This window comes from Salinicoccus sp. Marseille-QA3875 (assembly GCF_054950095.1).
Genome location: NZ_CM143103.1, coordinates 1,538,592 through 1,560,131, shown reverse-complemented (window position 1 = coordinate 1,560,131; position 21,540 = coordinate 1,538,592). Strand labels below are relative to the sequence as shown.

Genomic DNA, 21,540 nt, shown 5'->3' with positions numbered 1-21,540 from the left:
CACTCCATCATCGTATCGCTGTAAATTTCGGGTTTTTTACAACGTCAATATAATTACTGATGATATCCATGCCTGACGCACATGCGAATGATTCCGGATGGTACTGGATGCCATAATGCGGCATAACTATATGTTCAAAAGACTGTATTGAATCCGCAGTTTCCCCGGTCACTTTCAGATCGACAGGAAATGATTCCCTTTCGCTTACGAGTGAATGATATCTCATGATTTCGATCGAATCACCGAGTGAGTCGTACAAGACCGAATTATCCACAACTTTCATTTCATCCATCTTGCCGTGCTTGACGACACTGCCTTCAACAACCCTGCCGCCGTAGTATGTCGTGAGTGCCTGGGATCCGAGGCATATCCCGAGTATCGGTTTATCCCTGTAGTTTTCGATGATTTCCATCAGATTATCATTGTCCAGCGGATGTCCGGGGCCTGGGGAGATCACCAGACCGTCAATTTCCAAATTAAGCACATCATCATCATCCGGATATCTGATCATGACTTCATCATAGGCTTCCAGCATATCTATCAGGTTATAAGTAAATGAATCATAATTATCGATGACAAGAATCATGGGTGCACCTCCAGTAGACTTTTCACTTTTAATTTTGTTTCTTCCAATTCCTTTTCAGGCACTGAATCATAAACGACGCCGCATCCCGCTTCCACATTGACATATTCATCATCGACCAGCATTGTGCGTATCGCCAGCGCAAAATCGAGTTCCTGATTGCAGTTGATATAGCCCACACCGCCTGAGTATATGCCCCGTTTCTCTGGTCTTACTTCATAAATACGTTCGATTGCACGAAGTTTCGGCGCCCCGGATACAGTCCCCGTCGGAAGCAGACTCGTCACCACATCTATCGGGGAAATATCCTTTTTCACTTCACCGGTCACCACGCTGACGATATGCATGACATGCTCATACCTTTCGATTTCCATTAAGCGGTTGAGCTCCACACTGCCCTGCTCACTCACACGGTTTACGTCATTCCGTCCGAGATCTACCAACATACGGTGTTCGCTGAGTTCTTTTTCATCACTTGCCAGCAGCTCCGCATTTTTTATATCTTCTTCGGCATTTTTTCCTCTTTTGATTGTTCCGGCAATCGGATTTGTAATCACTTTTCCTTTTTGCACTTTAACAAAACTCTCAGGCGAGCTGCCGACAATAATCGGGTTATCCAGATTCAAATAGTACATATACGGGCTCGGATTCTGCCTTTTCAAGTTTTTATACAGCTGAAAAGTGAGTGTGTTCTTATTGTCACCAAAAGCGTGACGGTATTTGTAGATTCTCGACGGTACCGCCTGGAACATGTCCCCTTTTTGGATCAGTGACTTAAAATATGATACCGTATTTATAAAATCACTTTCAGAGATATTCGTTTCAATTTCCCGGTTTGTATTATCGTAAGTTATTTCCGGATGATACAGTCTGATTGATTTTATTTCCTCCACCATATTATGAAGACGGCCTTCAAGGTCAGACGAAGTGATACCTGAAAATAAATTCGATGTGATGACATGGATTTTCTCTTTATAATGATCAAATATATAAACACTTTCCACCATGTAGAACCTCAGATCCTCCGTCGTGTCCTCAAGTTCTATATTCTGAAGTTTTTCAAATGCATGGCGGACCAGGTCAAAGCTGCAGCTGCCGACAAAACCTGAGACAAACGGCAGCTCAGAAAGTACCGGATTTTCAATATCAGCCTTATATTTATTGAGCAGTACTTTGAGCTCCTCATAAGGATGTTCATTCTGGCTGAAGATCCTGTCCGGATACTCGACCGTTAAAGTGTCACTGTCCAAAGTGACCTTCCCGAAATAATCAAAAGCGACTATCGAGTATCTGCCTTTCATCTCATGCTGCGAAGCACTTTCGAAAATCACTTTTTTCTCCCTCATCTGTGCCAGCGCTTCCGGTGTAAACTCAGCATTCAATGTTTCATATATGATTTCCATCCCAATTACCCCCATTTAAAATAAAAAAATAAGCTTCCTAGAGAATAGGACGCTTACACGCGGTACCACCTAAATTGGGACTGATAAAATCCCCGCTTAACAGTTATTAAATTGTCCACCGATAAAACCCACTTCATCCAATATTCATGTCAGTTCGCATCAACCACTGACTTTCTGCAGTTATAAAATATTGAATTACTAATTCTTATCTGAATAAAAAAACACCACGCCGACACATCCAAATAAGGACGCGTCACCGTGGTGCCACCTTAATTAACAAATTAATGTTCTCTCTTGATCAATCGTTTCAATTTTAAAATCTGTCCACTTCACAAATATCATGTGCTGATTTTCATCCGCCATCAGCTTTCTTTGGCTACAAAATATATTTGCTACTGAATAGTTAAAATATATAGGGGTTTCAGTAATAAGTCAACCCTCAATATCTGAATCTTTCAATTTCATTCATTATTTCAATAAAAAAAGCATTCTCCACATCGGAAAGTGCCGACTCCGTCCATACTCTACTCTTCCGGAGCATTAAACTGTCTTTTTGCCATGTCCTGTTCATACACGTACAACGCGTTACCGTCATCTTTCAATCGCTCTAAATAATCAATGTGCGTTTCGAACATCGCTTCTTCTTCCACCTGCTCATCCAAGAACCATCTGACAAATGATAATGTCATATGTTCGCGGTCTTCCGTTGCGATATCACTGATCTGATAGAAATTTTTAGTCACTGTACGCTCCTGCTCAAGACCTTGTTTGAAAGTATCCAGCAGTGAGTCATATTCATTTTCCGGTTCAGGGATGCCTTGGAATTTTGCGTGAACACCACGATCGTTCAAATAATTATAAATCTTCGTTCCATGGTATCGTTCTTCTTTAGCCTGCTGCTTATAAAAGTTCGCAAATCCATCGTAGCTGCGGTCCTCACAATAAGATGCCATTGCCAAATATTCATGAGCTGCCGCAAATTCATGATTCATCTGATCAATTAAAGCCTGCTTTAATCTGTCTGATAACATATAGAGTACCTCCCTTTCTTAAAACCATTATAAATAGTAATGAGTGTAAATATCAAAGGATAGGGGTTATTTATTTATAACTATTCTAATCCAAAAAGGTGATTCTTCATTTACATCGTAATTTCTACTTGCTGACGTTCCGCTTCACTTCACTTGGCAGTTCAAAGAACGGCTGGATGTCCTGGACATATTCAAGTATTCCCATAAATTCATCCTCTTCGTCGAAGACAGCTTTGTAAGTGATGTGTATGTATTTGTCCTTTGTCTTAAACCACATCGTTTCAGATTCCTTCACTTTGTTCTTCAGGTCCCTGATGACGTACATCACCTTTTTCAAACTCTTTGGCGGATGGCAGTTTGCAACATTTCTTCCGACTGATAAAGGCGTCCTTATGAACATCATTTCTGATGATTCCACAATGTTATTAAAATATTTGAATAAGCCGTTTTTATCGACGAAAGTAATCTCGAGCGGTAAGTTGTTCAGTATTATATTTGCTTCCCTGCTTGTCAGATAGCCGCCGCCAAACTGCAGCTGCTCTGTATGGTTAAGCGGTTTGACCCTCTGGCTGCCGACATAATTCCGGTATTCTCCGTTCACTTCCACAGCATATCCGAAAGCTGAACTTTCTTCTGCAATGGCCAGCCAGTCTCTTTCTTTGAATAATATTTGTGTGATTGGAATGATCAACAGGTCCTCTTCCATAATCATCTCTTCACACTTTACTTTCAAGTCGTCAAAAGTTCTTCTGATATTGCGGAACTCTATGCTGTCAATTTTATGAAGCCGGTTGACCAGCCCTTTTATTAACAGACGGATCTGGTCATGCTGTTTCCATATAGTGCGGGGCAGCGGATAGATGCCGTATCTTTCAAGTATCGGAAAATACAATTTTTCCTTGCGGTTGAAATGGCAGTTTATCTCACCCAGTCTTGTCGCTTCAGCAATCAGCGTATCGATTAAATTTTTCTCTCCGTTTTCAACATCATCGACAAGGAGCTGGATGATATTCAACGAGTCCGACAGGAGATGGTTTTCTTTTCTCAAAACATGCAGAGGATGGTTCACATCATCGCTTATATGAATTTCATTTACATCATGGCCGTATAAATGCTGGTGGATCTCAAAAAATTCTTTTATATCATATATCGTTATCTCTTTATTTGTATGATTCACCTGCAGGATGGCTTTGAAGACATCAATCAGATCGAGCTTTTCCACCTGTTCGCTGTAATCGGATTTGATACTGTCAATCGGTTCACCATGATGAACTCTTGTCAGCAAAGATTTTATACTGTTTACATCTTCCATTATTTTAGACACCAAATCACCTCATGCTTATAATTTTTCCGTTCAATATCCTAAACATATATCTATAATACATCTATTATATATTATTTGTTCTCTTAATAATGAAATATTAATGAAAGTTAACAATTTCATCACTTCTGAAGTTTTTTAAAATAAAAAACCCCCTTCACATAACTATGTGTAAAAGAGGATAGTATCATGATTTATTCTTTTTCCAGCTTATCTATATAGTCTTTCAGTTCTTTTTGGTTTTCCTTGCTGATTTTTGGAAAGACTGGATTGATTTCTCTCAGTTTCTCATTCATCACTTAAGTGATTTTTTTATTAGAATTTTTAATCCCGACATTATATGCAATCCACAGAGTAATCAGGGTCATAACTATAAAGCCGCCGTACATCAGCCATATATTGGTCAGAAGACCTGCCTGAAACATCGCTGCGGTCGTATTCGTCAGTGCATGCAGAACTATGGCGAGTGGAAAGAGCCACCATTTAGCTTTCTTCATTACAGCAATCCAGACGAGAATTGACAGAGCAATATGCACTGTAATGGCGAAAACACGTTCAATGATTGAAAGTATGTACATATAAACCGGAGTGCCTGTGAGAATTTCCGCTGTGCCCGCCGGGAGGCTTTCAGCCATCCCTCCGCCGCTGTTAATCATAATACCGATGATTATCGAGTTCAGCATGCCGAGGCCGACAACGATTATTGCTTCAATACCCCCGTGACCAATACCGTAGGATACTGCCGAATCCACAACTTTGTACTTCCTTTTCATTAATAGAAATGCAAAAAGCCGGCCGGTTTCTTCAAAAATCCCGGCTGCAAGCACACCGTAAAGCACATATAACCAGGGCGAGTCTGTGATTAACGGTATCGTGCCATCCACTTCAGGTCGAAGCACAAGCATATGAGTGATCTGTTCCAGTACCATCGCAAAAAGAATAAAGATCCCCGCCCCGATGAGTATCGGTATCCACTGAATCTTAAATCTGCGTCTCAATATCAGTATGAAAATAAAGGGCAGCAATATTGAGAGCAGCCCCACCACTCCCATTACAACGAATGTTCCTGTCGGTATCATATTTCAATCCCCCTCGTTCATTTTAACTATTGGTTTCATTATACCAGTAAAACTTCGATGTCTAAAAAAAGACTGCCAGAATTCAATCTGACAGTCTTTTATCATTATCATTCAATTAAGGGTTGTTGGACCATAATCCTGCATTTTTCAGTACTACACGCGGATTCAGTTTCAACTGTGCAACAATCAGCTCAGCTAAATCTTCCGGCTGCATCACCTTTTCAGGATTGCCATCCGTCAAGTTAAGTTCAACAGCCATATCCGTTGCCACCGTACTCGGCGTCATCGTTGCAACACGGATATTTTTCTTCCGCACTTCCATCATCAGAGATTCACTCAGACCGATTACTGCAGCTTTTGATGCAGAGTAGGCACTTGTAACCGCTCCCCCCTTCTGGCCGGCAGTCGATGAAATATTGATGATATCACCAGTGTTGCGCTCAATCATTTCCGGCAGTACTGCACGTGTTGTATAGTACACACCGTTGACGTTGACATTGATGATATTTGTCCATTCTTCAGGCGTCAGTTCCATAAAGCCGCCGAATTTTGAAATACCTGCGTTATTCAGCAGAATATCAATCGGACCGAGCTCTGTGCGGATTGACTCCACCGCTGAAGTGATGGCATCCATATCCGAAACATCTGCTGCAGATGCTGCTGTTTTAACATCGTAGTTCTTAAGTTCTTCCTGTACTTTCTCCAGGTTCCCCGTCGTGCGTCCGACAAGTCCGATGTTTACGCCCTCTTGTGCGAGAGCGATCGCCGTCGCACGGCCGATGCCTCGTCCAGCACCTGTAATCAATGCTGTTTTACCGTTTATGTTTTGCATGTATAAATCTCCTTTACCTCTTATATTCCATTACTGATTTTAACATGATTTTTATGTTTAACATAACTTAGACATCCAAAAGACGTAACAGGTCATCTAAATGATTAATCTCAAAATCTGCTTCTACTTCAGAGTTATTTTCCAAACCATAAGGATTGTACCAGCATGATTCAATTCCTGCGATATTTGCTCCGGCAATATCAGACATCAGACTGTCGCCTACCAACAATATTTCAGATGTCTTTAAATCCGTCTTGTTCATGCATTCTTTAAAATAATTGATATCCGGTTTTGCGTAGCCAATATCATCGGAAACAAACAAATCAGTGAAATATTTTCTTAATCCTGACAGCTGCAGCCTGTTTTCCTGCATTGTCAGCACGCCGTTGGATGCTGCATAAATTCTATATTCATCAGACAATCTTTCAAGTACTTTTTCAATTCCCGGTTCCATAATACATTGTTCCCCGAGTAAATTACCAAAATGTGTCTGGACCTGATCACTGTCATAATCTATTCCAAGCTTTTCCTTGAGATGTACAAAACGCACATCCAAAACTTCATCCACTGTCAGCTGATTTCTTTTCTGTTTTACCCACAAGCCTTCATCAATCTCAGTAAATGCATCAAAGATACTTTCATCGTAATTCAGCTCCATCGCTGAAAATGTCTTTTCCAACGCACTCTCGCTGCATTTTTTAAAATTAAATACCGTATCATCGATATCCAGAAAAATAGCTTTATACATACAAATGCCCCTAATCGCTAAAATTTGATCATAACGCAGAATCCAGTCTGTCTATTTTAATATCCAGTCCGAAGTAATCCTTTAAAATTTCAGTATAGTTATCAGCATTGATTTCAATCTTCTCTTTCACACCGGATCTGGTAAGTGTGAGATGATTTTCCGACATGGATGCACGGCCGTATGCCTTCGGCATTGTGATAATCAGTTTCTTAACGAATATCGAGTCCGGATGATGCTGATTATAATCAAGGTTCTCATAGAACTCTTCGGTCTTACGTGGTGTGAAACGGCCTTTATATAAAGTTTCAAACACATTCCCTTTTTCTTTCTGTACTTCAAAACCATCATCAGACTCAATAGCACGGAACCGTCCGCCTGCGTCATCAATGACAACCGCTTCTTCTGCCGGCCGGATCGGCATCGCACATGTTGGCAGATCACCGAAACCTACATCGGCGACATACAGTTCATCCAGCCTGACGAGTGTAGACATATGGCTCCCCTCAGGCGACCATCCTGTTGGGCTTTTTACTGTTGCCGATACATTATAGGCGTCAAAACCTTTTTCATTTAAATAATATCTGAATAAAGTATTCATTTCATAACAAAAACCGCCACGGCGGCGAGTGATTATTTTGTTGAATACATCCCCGAGCTCCACCGAAATCGGGACTTTATTCTGAACATCTATGTTCTCAAAAGGGACACGCATCATGTAACTTGAGATGAAGTCATCCAAATCCTCAGCTGGATAATCTAGAAATTCATCTATTTTCTGAATCATTTTATTACCTCCCGGAATTTTTAAAGCCGCCCGCTGTATAAAACCATCAATATAATATCAAGTTCCGGTACACCCGGTTTCTGATAACAGTCTAAAAATGACAGACTATAGACCTGTCATCTTCGTCAGACCGTCAGGCAGCATCTCTGCAATATAAATGTCACCGTGCTCATCGACAGTGATACCGTGGCCGAATGTCCCAAACGTCCGGCATCTGCCGAGGAACTCATCATCAGGACTGAAAACGTGCAGAGACGGGACCTGGTCTGTCACATATATAAAACCATCATTATCCTGGCATATATCCATCGGATGAAAGACATGCGACAATTCCTTCAAGTATTCCCCTTTCTGATTGAAAATCTGTACCCTGTTATTTTCACGGTCAGTCACCAGCACCCTGTCTTTCTGATCAGACAAAACGGCGTGCGGTGTAATGAAACTGCCTTCGTCTGTACCCAGTTGTCCCCAAGTATTGATCAACTCTTCTGATTTATTAAAGTGGTGGACATGGGCATTTCCATAACCGTCGGATACAAAGAAATCCCCGTCTTTTGTAAAGGATATATCTGACGGGTGGTTGAACGGCTCTCCGATATTTCCCGGGTTATACTTATCCCCAATGATTCGGAGTATTTCTCCCAGTTTATTAAACACCACGACCCTGTGATGGTCCCTTTCTACAACAAAGATTTCACCTTCCGGGCTGATATCAAGATAATGAGGATCTGTAATCTCTTTATTACTCCACTCATCCATCAATTTTCCTTCCGTGTTAAAAATAAGCATAAAAGGATCGTTTCTCTGCAGAGCATAGATGTATCCGTCCCCATCACTGGAAACCGCTGAGACGTTTTTGAGGTATTGCTTTCTTTCATCTCCCCAGGCACTATCCATTTTATATCTTTTACCGCCTAATCTGAATATCATATCAGTCATAACTATTCTCACTCCTGATCAGAATCATTTATCAAGCATTTATATCCATTCTATCAAAAAAGCGCTCTTCGATGAACGAAGGACTATGCTTTAAGACTCATCGAACAGATTGATTGATTCCCAATCCGGGTATAGCTAATGTGGGGATTACAGTATAGGAGGAATTGTGATGAAACATATAAGATTGAACGATAAAGTAGAGATACCGATTATAGGCAGTGGCACCAACACTTATGGTAAAGAAGGAAACGAATATTCAGGCGCCTTGAGAGGCGACACTGAAGAAATCGACTGGGCAATTGAAAACGGCTACCGTCATTTCGATTCCGCACAGTTATACAATAATGAAGAAGTGGTTGGAGAGGGCTTGAAAAAATCTGCCATACCCCGTGAAGAATTCTTCATCACGACGAAACTGAATACAATCGACGGTTATAAGGGCTCAGACTGGGCACATGCCGAGATTGAAAAGAGCCTGGATAAATTACAGACTGATTATGTCGATTCATTCCTGATCCATTTCCCGTGGGATGATCATGATGAGATCGTGGAAGCCTGGAGCATCTTGGAAGACTACTATGAACGCGGTGTCTTCAAATCAATCGGAGGATCAAATTTCGAGGAGGAACATCTTGGCCTGATCCTTGAAAAAGGCAGCGTGAAGCCCGTTGCGAACCAGATTAAATCCAACGTTGGACAATGGAATGATGAATTGATCGATTATAATAAAAAGAATGATATTGCGACGATTGCATGGGGACCGCTAGGCGGGATTAAAGACGATGTAGAACAGGTCCTGCAGGAAATCGGTGACCAGTACGGCAAGACAGCAGCGCAAGTCGTATTGCGTTACCAGATCGAACGCGATGTCATCGTCATCCCTAAGTCCCACAATAAAGACCGTCAGGCACAAAGCCTGAACATCTTTGACTTTGAGCTGACAGAAGACGACCATGAACGGATTGCTGCGTTATAAAATAAGACATGATTCAAAAAGAGAGCACCGTGGCCGGTGCTCTTAACATACCTTCAATATTTAGCTGCCTTTTGGCTGTATTGGCCAGTCTGAAACAATCGATTTCATTATATATAAAATACTTATCTTAAATGCTGATGATTCCAAACAATATAGCTACAACTATCAATATAAGACTCAGTCCCCATAGCCAGAAAAATGAATAACGGATATGTTTACCCATTTCCAGTCCTGATAATCCAAGTGCCAGCCAAACTGCCGGTGCTAATGGACTGATGAACGTACCGACGATATTTCCAATAATCATGGCATAGGCAGTTGACAAGGAATCGATTCCAACTGTCGTACCAATCTGTTCTATCACCGGGAATAATGCAAAATAATAAGCATCTGTACTTAACAGCATATCAAATGGAATGCCCAAAAAGCCGACAATCAGATGAATATATTGCGTTACGCCTTCGGGAAGAACCGTTACGAAATCTTCTGCTATCGCATCCAGCATGCCTGATCCTGTAAGCACCCCTAAAAACAGACCGGCTGCGAGGATGATGCCTGCCATTGTCAACGCACTAGGTGCATGCGCTCTTAATCTGGCTGTTTGATCTGTTACATTCGGGTAATTAATCAGCAAGGCAACAGCGACACCTACCATGAAGACAAGGCCTGATGGAACAATACCTGAGACCAGAACACCAATAACAGCAAGGGCTAAAATCAAATTCACCCAAATAAGTTTTGGTCTTTCCAGTGAATTTCCATGCGAGTCGGTTTCTTTGCCCTTATTTTCATTAACTTCTTCATCATTTTCTGCGGACGACACTTCCGGGGCCATTGCATCGTCAACCACTCCGTATTCCTTTTCAATTTTGCGCTTTTCCCTGAATCCAAGTAAAACAGCAAGTCCAACCATTAAAAGTAAACCTACAATTTGAACGGGAATCAGCGGCTGCCAAAGCTCATTTGGATCCATACCAAGTACAGAGGCCGCACGTCCCAGCGGTCCCCCCCAAGGAACCATGTTCATAATAGCTGCACTTCCACCTATCAGTAAGAGAAGCAGATAAGGATTCATCTTCAACCTTTTATACAGCGGCAAAAGCGCCGGTATCGTTATCAGAAATGTCGATGCACCTGAACCGTCCAGCTGGCCAACCATTGCAATCAGCACGGTTGCCACAGCGACTTTTACAACATTACCGCCTGATAAATCTATCATTTTATCAATTATCGGTTCAAAAAGTCCTGCATCCTGCATAACCCCAAAAAATATTATGGCAAAAATAAACATGACAACAACATTCATGACCTGGGCAATACCATCTTCAAAGAAGACGCCAATTTCCGCAACACCAAAACCAGCGATTAAAGCGCCGACGACCGGCAGGATGATCATTATGATAACCGGCGAAGTTTTGTTCCAAATCAGCAATGCAACAATGGTTAATATTGTTAAAATTCCAATTAAACTTAGACTCATATTCTTTCCTCCTGTTAATAAAACCCCCATAAATGAACACGCTTTCATTTATGACTGTAAATCGCTTGTGAGTTTTATAATGAATCAGCTAAATATTAAAAAATCTTATTAACATCGTATAACATAACTCAGTCTATGTAATGTTGTGACTTTATTGTTTTTTAAAACTATTTTATGTGCTTTATGGTTTTAATGAACAAAAAGCATAATGGTTTAATACCATTATGCTAATAAAGAAACCATGTGTATTTGAAAGGGGTCATCCTAATAAATATTTACGCTCCGGGCGTCCCACTGCCCCATATTTAACCTCTGAACGACACTCATCTATGGAAATCAAATATTCCAGGTATCGTCTTGCTGTCGTTCTGGATGCTCCCATTTTTTCACCTATTTCTTCTGCGGACAAACCTTCCTGATTGCTTTTAAGAACCTCTAATATATTATGGAGGGTCTTACCATCAATACCCGTTGGCAGCATCTGTTCATTTTCTATCTTATGTTCTTCTGAATTCCTAAACAACTTATCCACAACATTTTGATCTACTTCTTCTTTGTTTTGTAATAAACTTCTGTTTTGAATATACTTCTCTATTGTATTTGTAAAACGCTCAATTGTAATAGGTTTGATTAAATAATTTTGTACACCGTTCCGCAGTGCCCTTTCAACGAATAATTTATCCGTAGCTGCTGTAATCATAATAATATCGACGTTTTCGTATTTCTGCCGGATAATCGGAATGATGTCAGTACCGAGCTGATCCGGCATATAAACATCAAGCAGGAGCAGATCGACTTTTCTTGTATCTAAAATCTCTAGCGTCTTCTCGGCATTTAAGGCTTTCCCCACAACCTCGACACCGGATATTTTTTCAAGAAATTTCTCGTGAACATCTGCTACACGAAAATCATCTTCCGCGATTGCGACTTTTATCGTCTCCATTGTCGTTCCCCTCCCATTTTATTTCTTTAGGTAAGTATACTGTAAAAACAGAGCCTTCTCCGATTTCACTTTGAACTTCAACCAGTCCCCCGAGTTGGGTGACGGTTTCATGAACATTTGCCAGTCCATAACCTCTTCGTTCATGAGATTTGTTTTGCGTGAAATCTCTGTTAAAAAGAAGTGATTTGTTTTCTTCGGAAATGCCAGTTCCATTATCATGGACTTCAAAAATGATATCATTCCCAAGATCTGTAGCAAAAAACGTTACATATGAATCCTTATGATTCAAAGCCACAGCTTCAAACGCATTATCTAAAAGATTCCCAATGATGACGATAAGGTGGGTCAATTTGATATGTTCAGGCAACGATTCGAGCGAGCTGTTTGAATCAATATCAAAAGCAATTTTTTGCTCGGATGCTTTCCCCATTTTCCCCAATAATACGGCTTGTATCTTTGTGTCCTCAAGCTGATTAAAGAGTATACGATTTTTAATCTGCAAATCTGTCGTTTCACTCTGTATCATATGAACAGCTTCATCGTACTCACCCAATTGCAATAAACTGGATAATACATATAATTTATTCGTAAATTCATGGGTTTGGGCACGTAAATCTTCCGAGTAATTTTGGACTTCAGAAATCGTATTGAGCATTTGTTCAAATTCAGTTTTATCACGGAATGAAGCGACAACCTCTTTCACCTCATCTTTTTGGAAAATCGGTGTCTGGTTTACAATCACTGTCTTATCCTCAAGTAACAATTCCTGATCCATTTGAGATTCCCCCGTTTTAAATACGTGGTAAGGATTGGAACCGGGCAATAAGTCCTCAATTTTGGAATCATCATAACTCTCCTGAACACTTAAAAGTTTTCTTGCGGTGTGATTCATCATCGTTATCTCACCCGTTATATCATATGACAAAATACCTTCTCTGACTGATTGCAGAATGGCATCCCTTTCTGTATATAATTTGGCAATTTGATAAGGTTCCAATCCCATCGTTTCCTTGCGGATATTTCTTGACAGCATTACACTGCCTATAATGGCGATCACGAATACGATAAGTGATCTGTAGATTACATTGATTACATCGTCGAAAATCCGCTCCTGAATGTCTTCCACAAGGAATCCGACCGACACAATTCCAATAATTTCGCCATCTGCGTTAAAAATCGGTGATTTTCCTCGAAGCGAGGGTCCTAATGAGCCATCTGCTCTTGAAATATAATATTCACCGTCTTCAAGCGCCCGGTGATTATCTCCTCCGACCATTTCTTCTCCAATTCGTTCAGGCCTGGTATGAGAGTATCGAATGCCTTCTTTATTGCCAACCACAATAAACTCAGCATCTATTTGTTTTCTTATTCTTTCCATAGCCGGTTGAATCACTTGTGCAGGGTCATCTGTTTGAAAAACATCTATCAATTCAGGCATCAAAGAAATCGTCTTAGAAATTTTTAATGCTGTCTGACCCCTCTCTTCCTCTATTTCCTTTGCTTCATAATAAGAATAGGAGGCTGTTAAAATAATAATGACAAAGAGTACAAGTGATAATACCATTATCAGTATTTTCGTCTGCAGTGATACTTTCAAAAGTTTCAACTTCCTTTAGCATTCAAATTATCCTTCTAATAACTTTTATTTAAAAATGGTACGCCTTCTCGATAACCCTGACTTAATTCTATTCCTTCTGAATAAAATACTTTAGGATAATGTTCTATATTATCTTTTAAAAATCAAAATACAGTGATGTACATAGAGGATATAATTTTATTTTAAATCATCAACGGCTTTACTTCTATATCAGTTATATTATTTTCACAATCACTTATCCAAATGTGTCACCTTAAATGAATACTCCTCTGTTATTAACCATACTATTAAAAAAAGCACTCCCCCATCTTCGGGAAGTGCTTTTCCATATATAAACATATATTAACGTTTTGAGAAATATACAAGTAAATTCTAAGTGTACTGAATACATCTTAATCCATTTATATCAACGTTTTAGAAATTGTTATATGGATAAAAGTGTATGTATAAAGATAGAAAATGACATTACTTGAACCAATTTGAACCAACATGACAGATGTTAGTTGAATACAATTTAATTTATTCTTTGTAATACTATTCTTGTTACATTACATGATGTTTATCTTACCATGGGTATATCTAAAAAATATAAGCAACATTTGCGACTAAAAAACAGTAAAATCAATGTTTTTAGATAACCAATTGAACATAAACGACTTATATAACCATGAAGTCGTCACTGTTTCGTCACTGAAAATGGGGAACAGTTACATACAATTAACAATTGCAGTGAAATCTTTTAAACAATACCTTCCATTACAAGATTAAGCATGTTACGCTAAACATATATTGCAATACAAGGTATTTCTTTTTTTAACCATAACCCTTGCATTGCAAGGTAATGAAAGAGGTGATAGAAACGTGTCAACAACACAGATGCTTAAAGGAATACTTGATGGCTGTTTACTTGCAATTATTAAGAACAAAGAAGTATATGGGTATGAATTAGCTGATAAGCTTGAAAGTTATGGATTTCATTCCTTTAGTGAAGGAACAATTTATCCATTATTATTGCGTATGCAAAAGGAAGAATTGGTAACTTCCACATTGAAAAAATCTACAGCAGGACCAAGAAGGAAATATTATTCTCTAACAGCAAAAGGAGAGAAGGAATTAGAAATGTTCATTAAACGTTGGGGTGATCTACAAACTAACGTGAATAATGTTGTATACCATGAATCAGGTACAAATCTTAGAAAAGGAGATGAAACGATTGAAAAATGAAATAAAACTTTCCGAACAAAGTAAAACTTTTATAGAAAATTTACGGGTCTACCTATTTTCTAGTGGAAAAAATTCAGATGAAATAGAAGAAATTATCCAGGAACTAGAAAATCATTTACATGAAGCGGAAAAAAGAGGAAAGCCGATTGAAAAAATTATCGGAAAGTCACCAAAAGAGTATATGGAAACGATTTCCAATGAAATGGCAATTGACTATCGAACTTGGTTTAAATACATTTTTCTAATCATTATTGGATCATTTTCTATTACAATTATTAGAGATGTATTAGAAGGAGAGCTCTCCTATTCCATCTTAGAGATTATTGGAAATCTTGTCATTACTGCCATATTCTTTTTCTCAGTACTAAAGGGGTTTAAATATATTTCCACCATGAAGCAATCTAACTGGAAACAAATAGGAATATTACTTCCTATAGTGATGTTACCAGGAGCTTTATTCTTTGGTTTGATTTTCTTAAATAGAACAGTCGATACTCCTATTATTAATTTTGGTAATACAGCGAGCGTGATTATTGGGATAATTACAGTACTTTTCATTATAGGTATGTCCCTTTGGGCCAAAACGTGGATTCTAATTGTTGTTGTTGCATTCATATCATTACCAGGTTACTTACTAAGTCAGACATCATTACCATATGAAACTCAACTCATTTTAGAATCAGTCATCATGTTCGGAGGTATTGGAATTTACCTTTTGATTGTGACTTTATTAGAGAAAAAGAAAGCATAAAGTGAAACTTCATTGATAGATAACGGTTATCCATTCCCTAATTTTTTAAATGATTAATTTCAGGCATTGCTAGCATCCTTTCACTCTCCTATTTTTGATTCGACACCAATAACGATGGGGTATTTTGAGGGGCTGGCAAGCCTTTACTTTTTTTGCAACCTTCTAACATTCAATTTGCATTACTCTTAATTTTTATTCTGTACTAAACATTAATCGGAGTTTATTATGTATTTTCCTTTTTCTCCCTGTAATATACCTTGAAGAAAAAAGGGAGTGGTTTCTCCCTTTTAAATATACCCCCTTTCTTTCAGGCTAGTAAAACTATTATCACTATTTACTACTAAGTGATCAAGCACTTCGATACCTAGTAACTTTCCAACCTCGACTAATCGTCTTGTAACATTAATATTTTCCATCGATGGTTTAATGTCACCGCTTGGATGCTGATGCGCCACAATGACACTTGCTGCGTTATTAAGTATTGCTGATTTAAACACCTCACGTGGATGAACGAGTGATGAATTTAACGTGCTTGTATTATTAGCATTAGAAACAGGTATGCGACGTGGAGAACTACTAGCAATACGACCAGAGAGCCTTTATGAATATGGCATAGAAGTTAGACATTCAATCAGTCCTACTTCTGACGATACTTCATTAAAGACACACAATGCAAAACGAGATGTTTCTATAAACAAAGAGGTTTATGAGCTTATTCGTAAAATTCCTGTGAAAGAAAATGGTTATATTTTTAGCTTTGGAGGTTTTAAACAATCCGAGCTATTAGGTGAATTATTACAGGGATTAAATATTAAAAAAACGACTTTTCACGGTCTAAGAGATACGCACGCATCATTTTTATTTGCTCAAGACATTGATATTGCTTATGTATCTAAACGATTAGGTCACATAAATATACAAACGACACAAAATTATTATCTGGAATTAATGCCAGAAAAAAAGCACCAGCAAGATGCCGATGCTTTAAATCTGTTAAATGTTTTATAAGATTAACGTTAATTTGCACCAACTTGCACCAAAAAACCTTCGCAAACGTTGGTATATCAACAATCCTATTAACGTTTTGAGAACTGTGGTGATTTACGAGCTTTCTTGAAGCCTGGCTTCATACGCTCTTTCATACGTGGGTCACGTGTTAAGAGACCTGCTCTTTTTAGTGGTCCACGGTACTCCGGATCTGCTTCTAACAGTGCTCTTGCAATTCCGTGACGGATTGCCTGTGCCTGTCCAGTGAATCCTCCACCTTTAACGTTTACCAGTACATCGTAGTTACCTTCTGTTTCTGTAACTGTGAACGGCTGGTTTAAATCCAGGATTAAGCTTTCAAACGGAAGGTATTCTCTCATATCACGGCCATTAACCGTTACATTACCTTCTCCTGGTACTAAACGTACACGTGCTACTGCGTGCTTACGACGACCTGTTCCATAATATTCTACTTTAGCCATTTAATCAATTCCCTCCTAATCTTATCCGCGAAGCGTATAGCTTTCTGGTTGTTGTGCTTCATGTGGATGCTTATCGTCTGCATACACAAAAAGTTTGCCTAACTGTTTACGTCCAAGTGAGTTTTTAGGTAACATGCCTTTGATGGATGTTTCTAATAAACGCACAGGGTTTTTCGCTTTTAATTCACCGGCTGAAATTGATTTCATATTACCGACGTGACCTGTATGTCTGTAATAGATTTTGTCCTGTTCTTTGTTACCAGTCATTTCAATTTTACCTGCATTAAGAATAATTACATAATCACCAGTATCAACATGTGGTGTGTAAGTTGCTTTATATTTACCGCGCAGGATTGATGCAACTTCTGAAGACAGACGACCAAGTGTCTCTCCTTCAGCATCAATAACATACCATTTGCGTTCAATGTTTGCTTCATTTGCCATAAATGTCTGACGCATTATTTTTCCTCCTGATTCACACTATATTTCCCTTTAAATAAAAAAATCTTCGCTTTTTCTATATACTCTTCACAATAAGTTTCCGGGGCTTATCATGGGAATGATATAAAATTATACCGTTAATTATAATACTACTATATTGAGTATTTGTCAATCTTAATTACTAATTTAGTTACTTTTTATCGTTTGGTCAAAGTATACTTTTTCCAAATATAAGCCTTCCGCCGGTGCTGTCCTCGGCACGATGGTCCGGTCTTGTTGTGCGATGATGTCTGCAGTTTCCGCTTCTCTTTTCCCCGCCCCGACCTGTACGACGTATGCGACGATGATCCTCACCATATTATATAGGAACCCGCTGCCTGTAATGACAAAATCAAAGCCGTCCGGAGTTTCTTCCATTCTGAATTCGGAAATGGTCCGGACTTTATTTTTAATTTCAGCTTTTGCACTTGAAAAACTCGTGAAGTCATGTGTGCCGATGAATGGTTCCATCGCTTCCTGCATCTTCAGTTTATCCAGCTGATGCGGATAATGGGTTTTCAGGCCGAAGTAAAACGGATTGACTGTTTCGGTCGTATAGATTCTGTACCTGTACGTCTTACCCTTTGAATGGAAACGGGAATGAAAGTCCGTCGATACCTCTTTCACTGCTTCGATGTTCATATCGTCAGGGAGGTTCCTGTTTAAAATATACTGCCACTTGTCCGGTTCGATATCCAGGTCCGTATCGAAATGGCAGTACTGTTCAAGAGCATGGACACCTCTGTCTGTCCGTGATGATGCGTGAATGCGTACAGAGGTCTTATGCATTTTCTTCAAAGCTTTCTCTATAACACCCTGGACGGTCCTGTAATGGTGCTGGTACTGGAAACCATGAAAATCTTTACCATTGTAACTGAGCTTGAGTAGAATCCGCATTTACCCGTGTCACATCCTTACTAAAAATAACATCACACCAAAAAGTATGATCATTATGATGGCAATCGTATCTTTGAGCTCCCACTTCAGTTCACGGTAGCTCGTTCTGCCTTCTTCACCTTTGTAGCCCCGCACTTCCATGGCAACCGCCATTTCTTCCGCTCTTTTAAATGCTGAGATGAACAGCGGGATGAAAATCGGAATGAGTGCATTGACCCGTGATTTAAGCTTACCTGTCATAAACGTGGAGCCTCTCGCACTCTGCGCTTTGATGATTTTTTCGGTCTCATCCATCAGCGTAGGTATGAACCTCAGACTGATTGAAATCATCATCGCCAGTTCATGCATCGGCACTTTCAATCTCTTAAGCGGCGCTCCAAGGTTTTCAATGGCATCTGTAAGCTCTATAGGACTTGTTGTGAGCGTCAGAATCGTTGTGACGATCAGCAGCATCACCAGCCGGATTGTAATGTATATACCGGTTATGAGCCCTTCAGAGTCTATTTGAATAAACCCCCACTCGAATAATGTCGTACCGCCTCTTGTAAAGAATATATGCAGCAGAAATGTGAAGATCAGAATGAAAAACAGCAGCTTCAATCCATTGAATAAAAAGAATATATCAATCTGCGCAATTTTTATCACTGAAAGCATAAACAGAATGAGTATCAAATAACCCAGCCAGTGGTTTGCAAAGAACACGATAACCATAAAGAGCAGCACTGAAACAATTTTCGCCCTGGGGTCCATCTGATGGACAAAACTGTCGCCCGGGATATAACGTCCAAGCAGCATATTACTAAGCACGTCTATCCCTCCATTCCTTATAGAGGCTGATAAACTCATCTGTATTGCGCGGCATTCCGTTGAGGTCGACACCTTTCTTTCTGACATCATGAGTCAGTCTGACAATATCAGGAACTTCAAGATAGTGATTGGTCAGCAGCGCTTCGTCAGTTAAAATATCAAGTGTTTTACCCTCTTTTATCAACTCTCCGGAACCGAGCAGTTTCACTTCATCCGTATATTCAAACACATCATTCATATCATGGGTGACAAGTATTATGGTGATGTTGTACTCCTTTTGGATCTGTTTGAACAGCTTCATTGTTTCTATATGACTTTTCGGGTCGAGTCCGGCTGTCGGTTCATCGACAATCAGCACTTCCGGCTCCATTGCGAGTATACCTGCGATTGCTATTTTACGCATCTGTCCGCCCGACAGATCGAACGGAGATCTCTCAACCTGATCAAGAGGAACACCAAGAAGTGATAAATACTTCTCAGCTCTCTCTTTAGCATCCTCCTGAGTCAACCCCATATTCAGCGGTCCGAACATGACATCTTTTAAAATGGTTTCATCGAACAATTGGTGTTCCGGAAATTGGAAGACCATGCCCACATGTTTTTTTATCTGATGGATGACTTTCTGTTTCGTCTTTTTCTTCAACAGCAAATCCCCCACCTGTACAGTACCCTTTGTCGGCAGAAGCAGCCCGTTCAAATGCTGTATTAAAGTAGACTTCCCGCTGCCTGTCCGCCCGATTACAGCATAATACCTGCCCTGCTCGAACGTCGTCGTCAATCCATTCAAAGCCGTGTGTTCAAAAGGGGTCCTGTGATGGTAAATACTGGTCAGCGCAGTCACCTCAATATTCATAGCTTCTCCACCAACTCATCATGTGTAACATATTCACCCTTCAGCAAAGCACGGGATATCTGCATTTGATAAGGGAGCACAAGCCGGCTTTTTATCAATGTGTCAGTGTCATTGAAAATATGTTCTATCGATCCCTGATTAAGCACTTCGCCGTCTTTCATAATGACAGCATAATCACTTTTTTCAATTTCACTCAAATCATGCGTAATGTATATCAATGTTGTTTGTCTTAAACCATGTATATTATCCAGTATATCTAAAATATCTTTGCGTCCTTCAGGATCAAGCATCGAAGTCGCTTCATCCAGTATTAATACATCCGGATCCATCGCAAGCGCTCCTGCAATCGCCACACGCTGCTTCTGGCCGCCGGACAGTCTCGCCGGAGCATGCTTTCTGTATGAGAGCATATTGACGGCAGTCAGTGCCGCCTCGGTCTTTTCAATCATTTCTTTGCGCGGAAGGCCTTGATTCTCAAGTCCGAAAGCGACATCATCTTCTACCGTCGCCCCGACAAACTGGTTGTCGGGATTTTGAAATACGATGGCAAATTTCTCGCGGTATCCGGCAATATTATCTTTTGTCAGTTTATCGCCCCGTATGAATATCTCGCCTTCATAATCTTCCAAAATACCCATCAATATTTTTACGAGCGTACTTTTTCCTGAGCCATTATGGCCGATGATCGAGACCCAGTCCCCTGATTTGAATGATAGAGAAACATTATCAAGCACTTTAGGGGAATCTGCCTGATACTGATATGTTAAATTGTTAATTTCCATCATCTTCTCCACCACCATTTTTATGTAAAAAAAGCGCGTACCCTGCATAAGAGCCGCGCGTTTATTCAATATAGCCTGCAGGATACGTAGAGCTAAACAAAAAGAATCTTGTTCTTTTTATTTTAACACTCACTCTGCTTTTAATTATTCAGCTTCTTCTGAAGTTGCAACTGCACCTTCTACAAACTCAATAATAACAAGTTCAGCTCCGTCACCACGACGTTCGCCTAATTTTTTAATGCTTGTATATCCACCTTGACGATCTTCAAAACGTGGAGCAATATCATTAAATAATTTTTGAAGTGCATCTTGAGTTGTTCCATCTTCGTTAAGAATTTCAACGTTACGCACTGTTTGACCTGCACGTCGTCTCGCAGCGATATCGCCACGTTTACCAAGAGTTACAAGTTTATCTGCAATACTGCGCAGTTCTTTTGCACGCTGTTCAGTTGTAGTGATGCGTTCGCTCACAATCAATGAAGTTGCAAGGTCACGTAACATTGCTTTCCTCTGGCTTGAAGTACGGCCTAATTTTCTGTAGCCCATGTGAAATAACCTCCT

23 protein-coding genes and 1 pseudogene are annotated in these 21,540 nt (G+C 39.8%); 4 read left to right on the top strand and 20 right to left on the bottom strand.

Features of this window, described 5'->3' with window-relative positions:
• Positions 1 to 7: 7 nt before the first annotated feature.
• From ACY8DT_RS07985 to ACY8DT_RS07945, 9 genes are all read right to left on the bottom strand, one after another.
• Complete coding sequence (locus tag ACY8DT_RS07985; RefSeq protein ID WP_462419792.1) at positions 8 to 586, bottom strand: anthranilate synthase component II; 579 nt, start codon at positions 584 to 586, stop codon at positions 8 to 10.
• Positions 583 to 1,986, bottom strand: a complete 1,404-nt coding sequence (locus tag ACY8DT_RS07980) for an anthranilate synthase component I (RefSeq protein WP_462419791.1) — start codon at positions 1,984 to 1,986, stop codon at positions 583 to 585. Before ACY8DT_RS07980 ends, ACY8DT_RS07985 begins: the two co-directional genes overlap by 4 nt.
• 524 nt (positions 1,987 to 2,510) lie before the next feature.
• The gene (locus ACY8DT_RS07975; protein ID WP_462419790.1) at positions 2,511 to 3,017 is read right to left on the bottom strand and encodes a ferritin; all 507 of its coding nucleotides are present in this window, start codon (positions 3,015 to 3,017) and stop codon (positions 2,511 to 2,513) included.
• A gap of 124 nt (positions 3,018 to 3,141) precedes the next feature.
• Positions 3,142 to 4,341 (bottom strand): PAS domain-containing protein, encoded by a 1,200-nt coding sequence (locus tag ACY8DT_RS07970; protein ID WP_462419789.1) that lies wholly within the window; start codon positions 4,339 to 4,341, stop codon positions 3,142 to 3,144.
• A 296-nt stretch (positions 4,342 to 4,637) separates the two neighbouring features.
• Positions 4,638 to 5,417, bottom strand: coding sequence for a YhfC family intramembrane metalloprotease (locus ACY8DT_RS07965; protein WP_462419788.1), 780 nt, complete (start codon positions 5,415 to 5,417; stop codon positions 4,638 to 4,640).
• A 115-nt stretch (positions 5,418 to 5,532) separates the two neighbouring features.
• Positions 5,533 to 6,249: a 3-ketoacyl-ACP reductase gene (locus tag ACY8DT_RS07960; protein WP_462419787.1), complete on the bottom strand. Its 717-nt coding sequence runs from the start codon at positions 6,247 to 6,249 to the stop codon at positions 5,533 to 5,535.
• A gap of 67 nt (positions 6,250 to 6,316) precedes the next feature.
• Entirely contained in the window at positions 6,317 to 6,997 is a 681-nt protein-coding gene (locus ACY8DT_RS07955) for a YjjG family noncanonical pyrimidine nucleotidase (RefSeq protein ID WP_462419786.1), read from the bottom strand.
• Positions 6,998 to 7,025: 28 nt separating this feature from the next.
• Entirely contained in the window at positions 7,026 to 7,781 is a 756-nt protein-coding gene (locus ACY8DT_RS07950; RefSeq protein WP_462419785.1) for an arylamine N-acetyltransferase family protein, read from the bottom strand.
• Between the two features lie 105 nt (positions 7,782 to 7,886).
• The gene (locus ACY8DT_RS07945; RefSeq protein WP_462419784.1) at positions 7,887 to 8,720 is read right to left on the bottom strand and encodes an NHL repeat-containing protein; all 834 of its coding nucleotides are present in this window, start codon (positions 8,718 to 8,720) and stop codon (positions 7,887 to 7,889) included.
• A gap of 169 nt (positions 8,721 to 8,889) precedes the next feature.
• Between ACY8DT_RS07945 and ACY8DT_RS07940 the strand changes: the two genes are divergently transcribed.
• Entirely contained in the window at positions 8,890 to 9,696 is an 807-nt protein-coding gene (locus ACY8DT_RS07940; protein ID WP_462419783.1) for an aldo/keto reductase family protein, read from the top strand.
• A 127-nt stretch (positions 9,697 to 9,823) separates the two neighbouring features.
• On the opposite strand, the gene ACY8DT_RS07935 is transcribed toward ACY8DT_RS07940, so the two are convergent.
• From ACY8DT_RS07935 to ACY8DT_RS07925, 3 genes are all read right to left on the bottom strand, one after another.
• Positions 9,824 to 11,176: a CitMHS family transporter gene (locus ACY8DT_RS07935; RefSeq protein WP_462419782.1), complete on the bottom strand. Its 1,353-nt coding sequence runs from the start codon at positions 11,174 to 11,176 to the stop codon at positions 9,824 to 9,826.
• Between the two features lie 259 nt (positions 11,177 to 11,435).
• Positions 11,436 to 12,119: a response regulator gene (locus ACY8DT_RS07930; protein WP_462419781.1), complete on the bottom strand. Its 684-nt coding sequence runs from the start codon at positions 12,117 to 12,119 to the stop codon at positions 11,436 to 11,438.
• Positions 12,085 to 13,716, bottom strand: a complete 1,632-nt coding sequence (locus ACY8DT_RS07925; protein ID WP_462419780.1) for an ATP-binding protein — start codon at positions 13,714 to 13,716, stop codon at positions 12,085 to 12,087. Before ACY8DT_RS07925 ends, ACY8DT_RS07930 begins: the two co-directional genes overlap by 35 nt.
• Positions 13,717 to 14,592: 876 nt before the next feature.
• On the opposite strand from ACY8DT_RS07925, the gene ACY8DT_RS07920 reads away from it, so the two are divergent.
• Complete coding sequence (locus ACY8DT_RS07920) at positions 14,593 to 14,940, top strand: PadR family transcriptional regulator (RefSeq protein ID WP_031547092.1); 348 nt, start codon at positions 14,593 to 14,595, stop codon at positions 14,938 to 14,940.
• Entirely contained in the window at positions 14,930 to 15,691 is a 762-nt protein-coding gene (locus ACY8DT_RS07915) for an HAAS domain-containing protein (protein ID WP_462419779.1), read from the top strand. The genes ACY8DT_RS07920 and ACY8DT_RS07915 overlap by 11 nt, the downstream gene beginning before the upstream one ends.
• Before the next feature lie 287 nt (positions 15,692 to 15,978).
• Here ACY8DT_RS07915 and ACY8DT_RS07910 read toward each other — a convergent pair.
• Positions 15,979 to 16,221: pseudogene (locus ACY8DT_RS07910) on the bottom strand (JAB domain-containing protein); the annotation flags it as partial.
• A 28-nt stretch (positions 16,222 to 16,249) separates the two neighbouring features.
• Between ACY8DT_RS07910 and ACY8DT_RS07905 the strand changes: the two are divergent.
• Complete coding sequence (locus tag ACY8DT_RS07905; RefSeq protein WP_462422245.1) at positions 16,250 to 16,699, top strand: tyrosine-type recombinase/integrase; 450 nt, start codon at positions 16,250 to 16,252, stop codon at positions 16,697 to 16,699.
• A gap of 68 nt (positions 16,700 to 16,767) precedes the next feature.
• Here the strand turns inward: ACY8DT_RS07905 and rpsI are convergent, their stop codons facing one another.
• From rpsI to rplQ, 7 genes are all read right to left on the bottom strand, one after another.
• On the bottom strand, positions 16,768 to 17,160 hold the full coding sequence (rpsI, locus tag ACY8DT_RS07900; protein WP_052255505.1) for a 30S ribosomal protein S9: 393 nt from the start codon (positions 17,158 to 17,160) through the stop codon (positions 16,768 to 16,770).
• Positions 17,161 to 17,181: 21 nt separating this feature from the next.
• Entirely contained in the window at positions 17,182 to 17,619 is a 438-nt protein-coding gene (gene rplM / locus ACY8DT_RS07895) for a 50S ribosomal protein L13 (RefSeq protein ID WP_052255504.1), read from the bottom strand.
• Positions 17,620 to 17,787: 168 nt separating this feature from the next.
• Positions 17,788 to 18,537 carry a tRNA pseudouridine(38-40) synthase TruA gene (gene truA / locus ACY8DT_RS07890; RefSeq protein WP_462419778.1) on the bottom strand — a complete coding sequence of 250 codons (750 nt, stop codon included), beginning with the start codon at positions 18,535 to 18,537 and terminating at the stop codon, positions 17,788 to 17,790.
• Positions 18,538 to 18,546: 9 nt separating this feature from the next.
• The gene (locus ACY8DT_RS07885) at positions 18,547 to 19,344 is read right to left on the bottom strand and encodes an energy-coupling factor transporter transmembrane component T family protein (protein ID WP_462419777.1); all 798 of its coding nucleotides are present in this window, start codon (positions 19,342 to 19,344) and stop codon (positions 18,547 to 18,549) included.
• Positions 19,337 to 20,197, bottom strand: coding sequence for an energy-coupling factor transporter ATPase (locus ACY8DT_RS07880; protein WP_462419776.1), 861 nt, complete (start codon positions 20,195 to 20,197; stop codon positions 19,337 to 19,339). Before ACY8DT_RS07880 ends, ACY8DT_RS07885 begins: the two co-directional genes overlap by 8 nt.
• Positions 20,194 to 20,982, bottom strand: coding sequence for an energy-coupling factor transporter ATPase (locus ACY8DT_RS07875; RefSeq protein WP_462419775.1), 789 nt, complete (start codon positions 20,980 to 20,982; stop codon positions 20,194 to 20,196). Before ACY8DT_RS07875 ends, ACY8DT_RS07880 begins: the two co-directional genes overlap by 4 nt.
• A gap of 141 nt (positions 20,983 to 21,123) precedes the next feature.
• Entirely contained in the window at positions 21,124 to 21,525 is a 402-nt protein-coding gene (gene rplQ / locus ACY8DT_RS07870; RefSeq protein WP_462419774.1) for a 50S ribosomal protein L17, read from the bottom strand.
• Positions 21,526 to 21,540 lie beyond the last annotated feature (15 nt).